Origin of the sequence: Lysinibacillus sp. FSL R5-0849, assembly GCF_038595075.1 — a bacterium.
In the GTDB taxonomy this organism is placed as follows: domain Bacteria; phylum Bacillota; class Bacilli; order Bacillales_A; family Planococcaceae; genus Lysinibacillus; species Lysinibacillus fusiformis.
In genome coordinates, this window is sequence record NZ_CP152004.1 from 3,315,112 (window position 1) to 3,329,474 (window position 14,363).

General features: G+C 36.4%; 9 protein-coding genes. All 9 read right to left on the reverse strand.

Going from position 1 to position 14,363, the window contains the following annotated elements; translation table 11 throughout:
* Nucleotides 1-183: 183 nt before the first annotated feature.
* On the reverse strand, nucleotides 184-3,105 hold the full coding sequence (locus MKY80_RS16315; protein ID WP_342530248.1) for a VWA domain-containing protein: 2,922 nt from the start codon (nucleotides 3,103-3,105) through the stop codon (nucleotides 184-186).
* An 18-nt stretch (nucleotides 3,106-3,123) separates the two neighbouring features.
* Entirely contained in the window at nucleotides 3,124-4,572 is a 1,449-nt protein-coding gene (locus tag MKY80_RS16320) for an S-layer homology domain-containing protein (RefSeq protein ID WP_043990748.1), read from the reverse strand.
* A 206-nt stretch (nucleotides 4,573-4,778) separates the two neighbouring features.
* Complete coding sequence (locus MKY80_RS16325; protein ID WP_043990747.1) at nucleotides 4,779-6,437, reverse strand: DUF5666 domain-containing protein; 1,659 nt, start codon at nucleotides 6,435-6,437, stop codon at nucleotides 4,779-4,781.
* A gap of 143 nt (nucleotides 6,438-6,580) precedes the next feature.
* Nucleotides 6,581-6,754 (reverse strand): YjfB family protein, encoded by a 174-nt coding sequence (locus MKY80_RS16330; RefSeq protein ID WP_008180656.1) that lies wholly within the window; start codon nucleotides 6,752-6,754, stop codon nucleotides 6,581-6,583.
* A gap of 136 nt (nucleotides 6,755-6,890) precedes the next feature.
* On the reverse strand, nucleotides 6,891-7,472 hold the full coding sequence (yihA, locus tag MKY80_RS16335) for a ribosome biogenesis GTP-binding protein YihA/YsxC (RefSeq protein WP_008180654.1): 582 nt from the start codon (nucleotides 7,470-7,472) through the stop codon (nucleotides 6,891-6,893).
* A 4-nt stretch (nucleotides 7,473-7,476) separates the two neighbouring features.
* Nucleotides 7,477-9,801, reverse strand: coding sequence for an endopeptidase La (gene lon / locus MKY80_RS16340; protein ID WP_043990746.1), 2,325 nt, complete (start codon nucleotides 9,799-9,801; stop codon nucleotides 7,477-7,479).
* 229 nt (nucleotides 9,802-10,030) lie between these two features.
* Nucleotides 10,031-11,302: an ATP-dependent protease ATP-binding subunit ClpX gene (gene clpX / locus MKY80_RS16345; protein ID WP_008180649.1), complete on the reverse strand. Its 1,272-nt coding sequence runs from the start codon at nucleotides 11,300-11,302 to the stop codon at nucleotides 10,031-10,033.
* A 517-nt stretch (nucleotides 11,303-11,819) separates the two neighbouring features.
* Nucleotides 11,820-13,109 carry a trigger factor gene (tig, locus tag MKY80_RS16350; protein ID WP_036119311.1) on the reverse strand — a complete coding sequence of 430 codons (1,290 nt, stop codon included), beginning with the start codon at nucleotides 13,107-13,109 and terminating at the stop codon, nucleotides 11,820-11,822.
* A gap of 119 nt (nucleotides 13,110-13,228) precedes the next feature.
* Complete coding sequence (locus tag MKY80_RS16355; protein WP_342533070.1) at nucleotides 13,229-14,221, reverse strand: DUF3196 family protein; 993 nt, start codon at nucleotides 14,219-14,221, stop codon at nucleotides 13,229-13,231.
* Nucleotides 14,222-14,363 lie beyond the last annotated feature (142 nt).

The following is a 14,363-nucleotide window of genomic DNA, read 5'->3' on the forward strand; positions in this document are numbered from 1 at the left end:
ACGTTCTAATTCACAAATTTCATTATAGCACAGTTCGACAATAGTTCATCTATAATTTGTGAACATGTCATGAAGAACTGCATTTCGTCATCTACATTAGAATTATTATAAACTAAGTGTAACAAATTATACGTTTTGTTTCAAATTAAAAAACTGCCCCGCAATAGGAGGCAGTTTTCATCATTAATTTGTTATAGAAATAGTTTTCATTGAAATAATATTTCCATCTTTATCATATGCGATCAAATCAATTTCATTATTAACTTTAAAGTCCTGCATAGTTTGTACTGTTTTCGTTAACATAAACACATGATCACTACGTTTTAGCAACTCGAATTGTACATCACCACTAATCGATTTATAACGTACATTAATTCTCGCAACGTTTGGACAATTACCATCAATACGAGCACTCATTGTAAGATAGCCTTTTCGTAATGATACATTTGCATCTTCAAATAAATCATCCGGGTTGATACAGCTTGATGCCGGAGTTTTACATAAAATCGCATCAATTAACTTTTGGAACACCTGATGCAATTGTAAATTATCAAGCGCGTGATAATAAGCTCCGCCAGTTTCTGTAGACACTTGCATTAAAGTAGCATCATTTATTTGTGATTTCTTGCCCATACTTACTGTGTATATTTTCACACCTTGCTTTTTCGCTTCATTGATCACTTTTGTCATTTTTGATTTACTTGTTTTCCCATCAGATACAACCACAATAGCTTTAGCCGTTTTTGTATCGTTTGAGAATTTCGTTAATGCAATATCAATACCTGCAAAAATATCCGTAGCACCTTTCTCTTTAGACGCTTTATAAAGGTCTTTCTTCAATACAGCATCTGTTGTACCCTCACCAAGAATTGTTGACTTTGTGTTTGTTTCGATGACGATGTTATTTTTCGCCTTCAATTGATTGATAAATTCAATCATTTTCTTGCCACGATAATTAGTTGGATCAACAGCCTTCATAGAAGAAGAATAATCCACTACATAAGCAACTTCTGTTGCTAATGAACATGAATTTTTACTGAAGTACGGATTAGTAAAAATATCTTTGGTTACTGTTTTATCTTTTAAACCCTTCAAAATCGTTGCATAACGAGGGTCTATCGGATTGACAAGGGTTGCTTCTACTTTGGATTTGCCATAGATGATAGAGTCAAAGTATGCAACAGCTGTACCTGGACTGCCTGTATTGTTTAATGGATCTGAAGTATTCGTAATAAATGAAGCTGTTTTTTCCACTCCATCATACTTGATTTTGACTGTTCCTTGATAATCCGTAACTGGTTCTCCACCAGGACGAACTAACGTCACCATGACTTTTGTATAGCGATCCTTGCCCGATGGTCTAGAGGCAGCATCAGCACTTTCTTTCAATGCCTCTACTCGTTTTTTATAAGCCTCTACTTGTCCAAGTAGCTTCCCGCCTTGATATTTTAATAACACCGTACGATCATAGTTACTTAAGTTTGTAAAAATAGAATAAATTTTCATGACACTATCATAATGTTCAAGTGTCAATTTTTTTTCTTCTGGCATATGGTTCATAAGCTGGATGATAGCTCCAACTGGATTAATGTTTTCTACCTGAGAGGCGATTTCATCATCAATCCCTTGAACACGATAAATCGGACGGCCATCTTCAGAAATCATATACATAATTTCAGTTTTAGCTGGCGATGTGACAGAATTATCTAAACGACGATTTAACAGTTCCTCAAAAAGGTAAACAGAAATATTGTAGTTTTCAAATTGTAAAATAGCATTTTCATACCCTAGTGCTGGATATCTAGGGTCTGAGCCTCCGTAACGTAAATAAACATTTTGAACATTGCCCAAGGCGTCTGTTACATTAGTTTGCTGCCCAATACTAAATAGCTTTTTATCCCCATCATACTTCAATGGAATTGGTGAATACACATCAATTATGTTTTGTGTGAAGAACTCTGGCAACTTCTCATATGGAATATACGGTGGTGTCACATTCCCATTATCATCATCTGTATTAGTAGGATCATAGACTTGGTAATCTATACGCAATTCAGGTTGTGGTGAATAACGCACCTCTGCTTTTAATTTTTGCCCCACAAGACACTTCATTGCTGGATCTGTGTTATTAACCAATTCAAAGGAAATGGTATCACGAGCAGATTTTGTTAATTTTGGCGCTACAACAATAGCTGATACAGTCGAACCATCAGATTGGACGGTTCTAACCGCTTCGCCGGAAGTATCGATAATCGTACCGTAAGTTGACGTCACACGGAATGTATAAGATTTATCATCCGCAATAGGGTCTCCATTACAAGCCTTTAAAGATACAGTCACAAGTGTTGAATCCACTTCATTCGCAATTAAATCTGGTTTTTCCACTACAATGCTTTGCAATGCATTATTTACATAATCAGGTCCAGTAAAATCATTGGAGTTATCCTTTGGTTCTTCAAAATCCGCACTATTGGAGCCCATGAATCCTGGAGGTAATGTAATACTATCATTATCACGACCAGCTGCACTTCGCGTTAATCCTTGTACGGCAAAGTTACCATTTTGGACTGCTCTATATAATAATGTCGCTACATCACCACGCGTTAATTTTGTTGATGGATTAAAGCTTGCAAATGTTTTTTTACCTGAACTACTTGTCGATAAATTGTTTGAATATAAATATTGAACAGCTTGTGGTTCATCTAAATCCAATCCTTTAAAAGCGGCATAAATTTGTGCAAATTGACCACGAGTAATCGCTTTTGATCGATTGGCATTTACATGTGTTCCATTAAACGGTAAATAAAAATCACTATAAAAGTTATAAGCCACACTATCAATATAAGATAATGGATAGTTACGATCTAGCTTCGCAAACATGAGGACAAGCTCTCGATCTGTCACTTGCTCACTCGGTAAAAAGTTATTGGCATTGTTCAAAGACATCAATTCATTGTCAACCGCCCAAGAAATGGCTTTGTAATTACTACTATTCGTCGGAACATCTCTAATTGTTGTAGCTGCTTGCGTAACAACAGGTGTTGCTGTCATCAAAAGCAGCATGAAGCACAGCATAGTAAGCAATGCTTTTTTTACATATGTCATGGTTGTTCAGTCCTTTCTTTAGTTAAAGAACAATATGTCATCACGATAATTTTGTTTCAAGTCATCTTCTAAATATTTCAAGAAACGTTCTAGAACAACGGAAGCTTCTGCTCGAGACAGTGGTTTATTTGGATTAAAACGTCCAGCAGAATCGCCAATCATCAATCCAAGCTCATTGGCAATATAGATACCATCTCTTGCATAGTTTGGAATTTGGTTGTCATCCGTAAATTTCGTTAAAAAGCCAGGATTCGGCGCTCTATTTTCCAGGCCTAAGGCACGAACAAAGATAGTTGCCGCCTGTGCTCTTGTGATAGCACCATCAGGCATGAAGTAATCCGCTGAAACCCCTTTAATGATCCCTTTATTTAAAGCTGATTCAATATAGAAATAGTCTTTAGTAGATCGTTTTAAATCCTTAAAGACACTTGTAGTAGGAGCTTTTCTTGATTTCTTTTCTTCAAACACGCGTAGGTCAACCGCTTTACCAATGGCTGTAGTAAAATCAATGCGTTTCATTGGTGTTTTAGGAGAGAAGAAATTACTTGAATCTGAATAAATACCTAGAGAATACAGTTTCTCAATTGCTTCTTTCGCATAATGATTTGTTAAGTCCCGAAATTTAGGAATAATAAGACGTTCAATAGTTGGCATATATTCTGTATCTAAATCCAGTGTACCTTTTTGTCCAGAAGCTAAATTATAAGTGTACTCCGATATAACGTCCTTTTCACTGACAACGGCATAGCCACCTTCGAAGCTACCTAAAGTACCTAGGTTCTCCTCGTAATTCAGGATACGTGATTTACTAGTAGATACGCGATTTTTTACATGGCTTGTCTTACCATCACTGAATGAATATACAGACTCTGTGATTTGTGTTTCAGTTGCTCCCCAAAAGTTTTCATAGCCTGCATGTCTGCTATCAGTTTCAATCGTTATGGTGTTTTGAACCGCATTTTTCCCTTTGCCAGTTTCATAGGCATAGGTCTTTCTTGAAATTACATTTCCCGAGTAATAATCAGAAGCTGCCCGATTATCTGTAACAGTTCCTTGGGAAAATTGATAATCGACTAAAGAATAAGTAATCGATCCGATTGTAATTTTTTCAGTATATTTCTTAACCTCTCCATTAGAAGTTTTTTGACCAATACTTGCATAATCCACAACATCTGACTCGTAGGCAATGTTTCTTGTTAATGTTGCGCCATTGTTGCCAGTTAACTTCATACTATACGTTTCAGTTAATTTGCCCTTCGATTCTTTTTGTGTAATTTTAATATCTTTACTTGTTCCTTTGAAAATGACGGGTGATCCTGAAAGAAATACCGCTTCCTCATATGTATATTCATTTTTCACGGCACCTGTTGTTTCTAATGAAGCAGCTGATGCATGGAATGGTGTAATCGAATTAATTACAAAAATAGCCAGAATGACTAACACTAATTTTGACCAATTTTTTGGCATGCGCTTATCCTCTCTTTCACTGTACATAAAGTGAATCATGATGCTAGCTTTAAAAATTTCTAAAGCAAAAATCTGCTTATCTTTCGAAAGTATTGACAATTTAGCCCATAAGCCGAAGCGAAGATTCCTTTTTTAGATTATGAATACATCGCCTTTTTGCTAATACTATTCGCATTAGACTCGCAGATTTTAGTTTGTTATTGACATTAATCTACTAAAATAAAATGTCCCTTTACAAATCGATCCGATAGTACAACTAAACGATCCGATGGCTGTAAATCAGATGCCTGAATCACTTTACCTGCTTTTATCAGTGTCGCTTGATCAATATTCATATTAATCATCTCACCTGCTTCATACCAATGGCCATTTTGCCATTGACTAACACTCTTGACGTTTATAACAGCAGGATACGTAGATTTCACAGATTGTAACTTCCCTGTAAGCATTAATGGTGCAACGGGTTTGGCATTATCTAACATATGAAGGGCCTGTACATGACCATCCTTCACATAGAAGTAACCATAATCCCCTTCAGATAAATAAAGTTCAATATCAGGCATGACATTATATGTTCTACTTCCGTCATCTACCTTTGCCTTTGTTGAATTACTAACCGACAGAACTGTACGATCTGTTTTCTTGAAAACATTGGATTCTATTTTCATAGCATCGTCAATTTCAATAAGGTATCCATCAGCTTGAGATAATCGTCCATAATATAATTCATGACCAGCTAAGTTTGGAGACATAAAGCTATCACTCGTCACTTGCACTACTTGTGCATAGTGATCACGAGCAGCACCATCTGTAATTACAAATGCTGTACCATAAGCCATAAGCCCCGTCGGTTCAATTAAACGCCCATTACGAATTAAAATAGTTCCATTATGGAAATACATTGAGCCTGCTGTTTTAAGTTTTAACAGTTTGTAATCTGTATCAACAGATAGCATTGGTTCATAATAAGTTCGTTCATTATTTTTCAATACTACAATTTTCTCAATAACTTCTTTCCCAAATTGTTTTACAGTCGCGTAGTAAGCTTCACTACCAATATAATTTTTCAGTTGACCTTTCTCTACCTTAGTATTTCCCACATATATCGGTACCTTGGAAGTAAAAGGCATTGTTGAAAGGTCTGCAGTTATTTGAGAGCCAAATTGCCAGTTAACAAAAGCATGCTGGTTTTTGACAGTTAATTTATTGGCATTAGGATTAACTGCTTGTATTTCCCCTTTATATAGGTTTTCTACAAGCGTACCCGTTTCACTTATTGCTATTTTTGTAACAATAGAAGTATTTTTATTTTTCAAGCTCAATTTAATTCGATCTCCAACATATAGTGCACTGATATCCGTTGCAGATGAGCTTTTTTGATAAACGGTTTCTTTATTAATATAGTAAGTAGTCTCTGCACCAACATCTGGCTTAACCATAATAAATAATCCATTAGGATCGATACTTGTTACGACACCAGCAATTGTGGTACTGTTGCCTCCAGTTGATGGAACATTCGTTTCTGTTGGTAAATTAGATTTACCTCGTAGTTCCACAACACTTCTTAAAGAAATGTCAGCTTCCACTTCCATGCCCATTTTAAAACCTTCTATAGTTGTGGACGTATTATTAATAAATAAGCGTGTGTTCTTACTAATATTGTAGGTTACAGAACGGCCTCGATCATTTTGCAATGTCACTTTACTCAGTTGCTTTTCTATCGTGCCATCTGGCTTGGTATATTCTGAATATGTTACATCAACAAAGGTACCAGTTACTAATTGGGCAGCCTTAGCTGTTTGGTTAAAGGAAAAAACTAGAACCATCAGTAACATAATCGATAGTATGTATGATATCTTTTTCAAAAATTCTGCCTCCTTGCTAAATTTTAGTCATGAATAGTATATCGTATTATTGGTAGTTTTTCTCATTCAAAAAGTTACAATTTCTATCTTAACCGATAACTTTAAAAGTAAAGGTAGCTTTCAATTAAAGCTACCTTGCCTGCTCAGACCTGAACATCAATTGTATGTCCAGCTGTCGGATGTGGAGCATCTAACATTTCAACTAATTGTTCTGTGTTTTGCTGCTGCATATCCATCGCTTGTTTTGTTACAGCCAAGGATACGTTTTGCATAAGTGTCGCTTGATTCATTGCTATCGATAAAGCCGCTATATCCATACAGTCCACCTCCTATCTACCTTATCGGCAAATTTTTTTATTTCTCAAGCATATTCTCCAAGTTTCTCCATACTTCATTAGTAAAAATAAAAAGCATCTACAGTCCTAATTCATTAGAACCAATAGATGCTTTTTTTTACATTCTATTTTCGATAGTACGCCAAGCCTCTTCAAAACCAAGGCCTGTTTCTGAAGAAAAGACAATAAGTGGATCATTTTTTTCCATCTCCAATGTCTCTTTGACAATTTTTTTATGCTTATCCCATTTACCTTTTGGAATTTTATCTGCCTTCGTTGCAATCACAATGCAAGGAATATTATAATGCTTTAAAAAATCATACATCATGCGATCATCCGCTGTTGGAGGATGACGCAAATCAATAATTTGTACAACTGCTTTTAATTCTTGACGCCCTGTAAAGTAACGCTCAATCATTTTTCCCCACGCTTCACGCTCTGATTTCGAAACCTTTGCATAACCATAGCCCGGAACATCTACAAAAAATAATTGTTCTTCAATTTTATAAAAGTTCAGGGTTTGTGTTTTACCAGGTTTAGACGAAATACGCGCTAAAGCTTTACGTCCGATCATTCGATTAATGAAGGAAGATTTCCCTACATTTGAACGACCAGCTAATGCAAATTCTGGCAGTCCATCTTCTGGATATTGGTCTGGTCTTACCGCACTAATGACCATTTCGACATTATGGACTTTCATTTTTCTAAATACCTCCGTCCAGTGCATAGGCTAATACTTCATCTGCCGATGACACTAGTTTAAATGTAAGTTGCTCACGGACACTGTCAGGAATATCTTCTATATCGCGTTCATTATCCTGTGGACAAATAATAGTTGTTAATCCTGCACGGTGAGCACTTAATGTTTTTTCTTTCAAACCACCAATTGGTAGTACTCGACCACGTAATGTGATCTCACCTGTCATCCCCACTTCTCTGCGAATCGGTCGGTTTAGAATTGCAGAGACAATAGCTGTCGCCATTGTAATACCTGCAGATGGCCCGTCTTTAGGGACAGCACCTTCTGGAACGTGAATATGGATATCATGTGTATCAAAATATTCTGGATCTACTTGAAGTTTCTCCATTTTTGTTCGAACATAGGATAAGGCTGTTTGAGCTGATTCTTTCATGACATCTCCCAGCTTACCTGTTAGTTGCAATTTCCCTTTTCCAGGTGTTAAGGATACTTCAATTTGTAATGTGTCGCCACCAACTGTTGTGTAAGCAAGACCAGTTGCAACACCTACTTGATTTTCCTTTTCAGCCTGTCCGTAACGGAAACGATGTTTACCAAGCAATTCTTGGATTGATTTCGAGTTAACCGTTACCCGTTTTTTCTCACCCGAGACAATTATCTTGGCAATTTTACGACAAAGCGTAGCAATTTGACGTTCTAAACCACGTACTCCAGCCTCACGTGTATAATAACGGATAATATCAATTACGGCTTCATCCTTAATAATAACTTGTGACTTTTTCAAACCATGTTCTTTCAATTGCTTCGGAATTAAATGATTATTCGTAATCTGCGCTTTTTCAATTTCTGTATAGCCTGCTATAGAAATTACTTCCATACGGTCTAACAATGGTCCTGGGATGCTACTCAAATCATTGGCAGTGGCAATAAATAGGACATTTGATAAATCATATGTTTCCTCAATATAGTGATCACTAAATGTATTGTTTTGCGCAGGATCTAAAACTTCTAGCATCGCTGCAGCAGGATCTCCTCTAAAGTCATTAGACATTTTATCAATTTCATCTAATAAAAATACCGGATTAATGGTACCAGCCTTTTTCATTCCTTGGATAATACGACCTGGCATAGCTCCTACATACGTACGACGGTGCCCACGAATTTCAGATTCATCACGAACCCCACCTAATGAAATACGAATAAATTTGCGGTCTAAGCTTTCCGCGATAGAGCGAGCTAATGATGTTTTCCCCACACCTGGAGGTCCCGCTAAGCAAAGTATCGGTCCACGAAGTGAATTTTTCAGCTGACGGACAGCTAAATATTCAAGAACCCGTTCTTTAACTTTTTCTAATCCATCATGATCCCGATTCAAAATGTTCTCAGCATGATCAATATTCATGCGATCCTCAGTTGCTTTTGTCCAAGGTAATGAAATGAGCCAATCGATGTAATTTCGGATAACGCCACTTTCAGCACTAGCACCTGGAATTTTTTCATATCTATCTAATTCCTTCAGTGCCACTTCTTTTGTTGACTCAGGCATCCCTGACGCATCAATTGATTTACGTAACTCTGCTACTTCACCCGTTTTTCCTTCACGGTCGCCAAGCTCGGTTTGGATAGCCTTCATCTGTTCACGTAAATAATATTCTTTTTGCGTACGCTCCATCGATTGCTTCACTTTTGAATTGATCTTCTTTTCCAGATCGAGTACTTCTTGTTCATCGTGCAAACGAATAATTAAGTGATCTAGTCGTTTCTTCACATTCAGCATTTCCAACACTTCTTGCTTATCTGCAATTTTAAATGGTAAATGTGATGCAATAATGTCTGCTAATCTTCCTGGTTCCTCAATATCTGCTACAGTGTTGATGGTCTCGGCTGTTATTTTATTAGAGGATTTAGCATATTTTTCAAAATACGTTAATAGTGTACGCATTAAAGCTTGCGTTTCTACATCCTTACCTAACAAATCCTCTTTTACGTCGATATCAACAAATGTAAAATTTTCTAAGGCACGATAGTTTTTCCAAGATGCACGCGCGACTCCCTCAACTAAAATTCGCAATGTGCCATTTGGTAATTTTAACATTTGTTTGACATAAGCCATTGTACCAATCGCGTATAAATCTTGTTCTTCTGGCTGTTCATCGTGCATTTCCTTTTGTGTTACCAATAAAATCATCTGGTCCTCTAACATTGCCTGTTCTAGCGCTGCTACAGAACGATTTCTACCCACATCAATATGTAACACCATCGATGGGAATACTAAAAGTCCACGTAAAGGTAATAATGGTACATTTGTTGTTTTTTGTATAGTTACCATGCGGGTATTCACCTCCGTCAAAATTTTCATGTTCAATTCCCGCGCTACTAGTATGTGTTTAAAAAACTGATTCACACTAGTTATTGAAACGAGCCAAAAATTTCTACAAGTCAGTTGGCCAATATGTAAGAATGAATAAAAAGCTGACTGTCGATATGTGCGAACATTGCACAATCGAAGTCAGCTAATTACTCTTTATCTCATAACGGTAGACAGCCAAATCTATACGCTATGCTGAAGTTTTTGTGTCGCTACCTTCATCGAGTTCAGTGCCATCTTCAAGAAGCAATTTCGGTTTTTCTTTATCCGTAATTGTTTTTGCAGTAATGATACATTTTTTTACGTCTTCACGTGAAGGCAGTTCGTACATTACATCAAGCATCGTTGACTCAATTATTGAACGAAGACCACGTGCACCTGTTTTACGCTCAATTGCTTCCTTCGCAATTTCCGCAAGTGCACCTTCATCAAACTCAAGCTCAACACCGTCTAGTTCAAGCATTTTCTGATATTGCTTAGCTAACGCATTTTTAGGCTCTGTCAAAATTTGTACTAGTGCAGCTTCATTTAATTGCTCTAGGCTAGCAAGTACTGGTAATCGACCAATGAACTCTGGAATTAGACCAAATTTCAGTAAATCCTCAGGAATCAGCTTAGACATGATAGAACCTTCATCTACGTCCACTATATTCGGATCTGAACCAAATCCAATTATTTTTTCACCTTGGCGACGTTTAATGATGGATTCAATGCCATCAAATGCTCCACCAACAATGAATAAAATATTGGTTGTATCGATTTGTAAAAACTCTTGATGAGGATGTTTTCGGCCACCTTGTGGTGGAACACTTGCAACAGTTCCTTCTAAAATCTTTAGAAGTGCCTGCTGAACACCTTCGCCAGAAACATCGCGTGTAATGGATGGGTTTTCTGACTTACGTGCAACTTTATCGATTTCATCAATATAGATAATACCTTTTTCAGCGCGTTCGATATCATAATCTGCTGATTGGATTAGCTTTAATAAAATATTTTCAACGTCCTCACCCACATATCCTGCTTCAGTTAATGAAGTAGCATCCGCAATCGCGAATGGAACATTTAATATACGTGCTAACGTTTGAGCTAATAATGTTTTACCGCTACCAGTCGGGCCGATTAACACAATGTTCGATTTTGCCAGTTCAACATCATCAATTTTACTGTTTGTATTGATGCGTTTATAGTGATTATAAACCGCAACTGCTAATGCTTTTTTAGCACGCTCTTGTCCAATTACATACTCATCTAAAATCGTTAGAATCTCTTTTGGTTTCGGGATATCTTGGAATTCGATTTCCTCTTCTACACCTAGTTCCTCTACAACGATTTCTGAACAAAGCTCAATACACTCATCACAAATATACACACCAGGACCTGCTACTAATTTACGCACTTGTTCTTGTGGTTTTCCACAGAATGAGCATTTTAAATTGCCTTTTTCATCATTAAATTTGAACAATATGTTTCACCCCTATTCAAGCAACAATCTTACAAGATTATTGAACCTTTATCAAATAAATTGTCTGCATCATTTATGCCTTCGCATTCATGCAAGTAGATTATAACATCATGTTGTTTACTTCATTCGCCGTCTGCAGCATATTTTTCAGGAACCCATTTGCGCGACCTTTCGTTTCTAAGGTCTCGGTTCTTCACTACTGACATATAAGATTCAAGCTGTCATCAACTACTGATATCTTGATCAGCTACATAGCTTTTTATTTATAAATCTACTACATTCATCTACCAAGGCTTTTTTCATTCGAAGAAATGTTGATTGTTAATGTCTTTATTATGATCTTACAGAATGAAGTAAAATGAGCATCGTGTAAAAATAAAAACAATACTATGTATAAGTGAAGTGTAAAGTGAGTCGTACTAAACTTTAAGGGGACTGATTTTTAGTTGATGTGATAAAACAAGGCACGGTTTAATGCCGTACCTTGTTTTTTTTAGCTATCTAATTACACAAAATCTTATTCAGTAATTTTAGCGTTTTCTACTAAAAATTCAACTGTTTTTTGGATTTTGATGTCGTTTTCAAGTACTGCTGTACCACCTAAAGCACCTGTAATTTGCTCTTTTGTCATGTTGAATTGAGCAGCCATTTTTTCTAATTCTGCTTCAATATCAGCTTCAGTTGCTTCAATTTTTTCAGCTTCAGCAATCGCTTCTAGTGTTAAAGATACACGTACACGGCTTTCTGCTTCTTCTTTCATTTGACCACGTAAATCTTCTTCAGATTGGCCAGAGAATTGGTAGTATAGATCTAAGTTCATACCTTGTGTTTGTAGACGTTGACCAAACTCTTGCAACATACGATCAGTTTCAGAGTTAATCATTCCTGCTGGTACTTCAAACTCAGCATTTTCAGAAGCTTTTTCTACTAGCTCATCACGAAGAGATGCATCAGATTCTGCTACTTTTTGTGCTTCTGTTTGTTCTTTAATTTTAGCGCGTAAAGCTTCTACGCTTTCTACTTCTGAATCTAATTCTTTTGCGAATTCATCATTTAATTCAGGAAGAACTTTTGTTTTAACTTCTTTCACTGTTACTTTGAAAGTAGCTTCTTTGCCTGCTAATTCAGCAGCATGGTATTCTTCTGGGAATGTAACAACTACATCTTTAGATTCGCCAGCTTTCACACCTGTTAATTGCTCTTCAAAACCAGGAATGAAAGAACCAGAACCGATTTCTAGTGGATAGTCTTCACCTTTACCACCTTCAAAAGCTTCTTCACCAACGAAACCTTCGAAATCGATTACTGCTGTATCGCCTTCAACGATTGCTTCGTCTTCTTTAATTTCAAGTTCAGCTTTACGAGCTAATTGGTCTTGAATTTGAGCGTCTACTTCTTCATCAGTTACTTCAACTGGAAGTTTAGCTACTTCTAGACCTTTGTAGTCACCAAGTTTTGGTTCTGGTTTAACTGTTACTTGTGCAGTGAATGAGAAATCTTGACCATGTACAAAGTTTTCTGTACCAGAGATTTCTGGGTAATCAACTGGCATAATTCCAGCTTCATCGATTGCCTTTGCATAAGAATCAGGAACGATAATTTCTAATGCATCTTGGTATAAAGATTCGATACCGAAACGTTGTTCGAACATTTTACGAGGCATTTTACCTTTACGGAAACCTGGTACGTTAATTTGTTTTACAACTTTTTTGAACGCTTGGTCCATTGCTGCATCTACTTCTGCAGCTGGTACTTCAATTGTAAGAGTACCGATATTACCTTCTTGTTTTTCCCATTTTGCTGACATGTATAAATACCTCCAAATAAATAATCAAGTTTAGGATGTTAGACAATTCATTCGTAACTACGATTTTGACAACCATTTTAGTATAACATAGATGTGTATAGTTTCAACTTTTTTCATACCTAATGTAGTTCTGTTAGCTTTTCTAACATTTGTAAAAAGTCTACGATTTCATAGTCCATTTCTTTCACATTCCCTAGCATTGATGATACAAAATCTATATAACTATAGGCAACATCTTCCGCCTCAAATGGATGCCATTCAAAGGGAAATGTGACAATGGCATGTTTCGCCATTAAGTATTGTACCATTTCCAACGTCGTTGGGTCTTGTGTCAACTTACTTTCAACTATATTTTTTATTTCACCATATTGTGGTAATTGATTAGGTAAAGATAGTTGTGCGGGGTTTATCGTTTTTGAATGCCCCAATTTTGAAACCGTAATATCAATTGAAACTTCCTGTTCAACTAATAGGATTAAAGCCAAGCTTTGGACAAAAGGATGGACGGTTGTACTTTCAATAATTGCTTGCAATGCCGTTTTTAACTGTCTTACATTGGTATCCATCAGACGATGTAATTTGATAGATTGCTCATTCGCAGCTAGTGCACTAAATTTTTCAAGCTCATACTCCCGCTCTTCTATAAACCGTTGCGCATTTTCTTTTTTTTCAAGATTTTTGGATACTTCTCTATTAAGACTTTTTAATCGTTCAAATTTCTCCACTTGATCACTTGGCAGTACACTTTCCTCTAGGAGGGTCGTGATCAACGTCTCTACTTGATGATATTCCTTCAACTGCATGCAAATTGTAATATACAATTCCATGACTTCCACATACATTGTTGTCCCCATTGTAAAAAGCTGTTCACAAACTCCTTTTGCCTTGTCATAATCCTTTAATTCGTATAAAGCAAAGGCATAGGCGCTAAGCGCAAATTCATCACCCGTTTCATATATAAAGGCCTTTTCAAAACTTGCAACAGCTTTCTCGTATTGATAATTTTCAGCAAACATATGCCCTTCACGTATTAATGTTTGGACAGCGCCTGGAAAAACAATAATATTGTCATGTTTAATAACATGACGCTTACGTTTTGTCAATTCCCTCACCTCCTCTGTTCTATTTTTCATTTCGATTATTTACTAAAAAATCCACAATTTTCTTATTTTTTACAAAAAATAATTGCTTTTACATTCATATTTTGTAATAAAATGTATTATAATTAGAATAGTCTAAAATTTATTACAATTC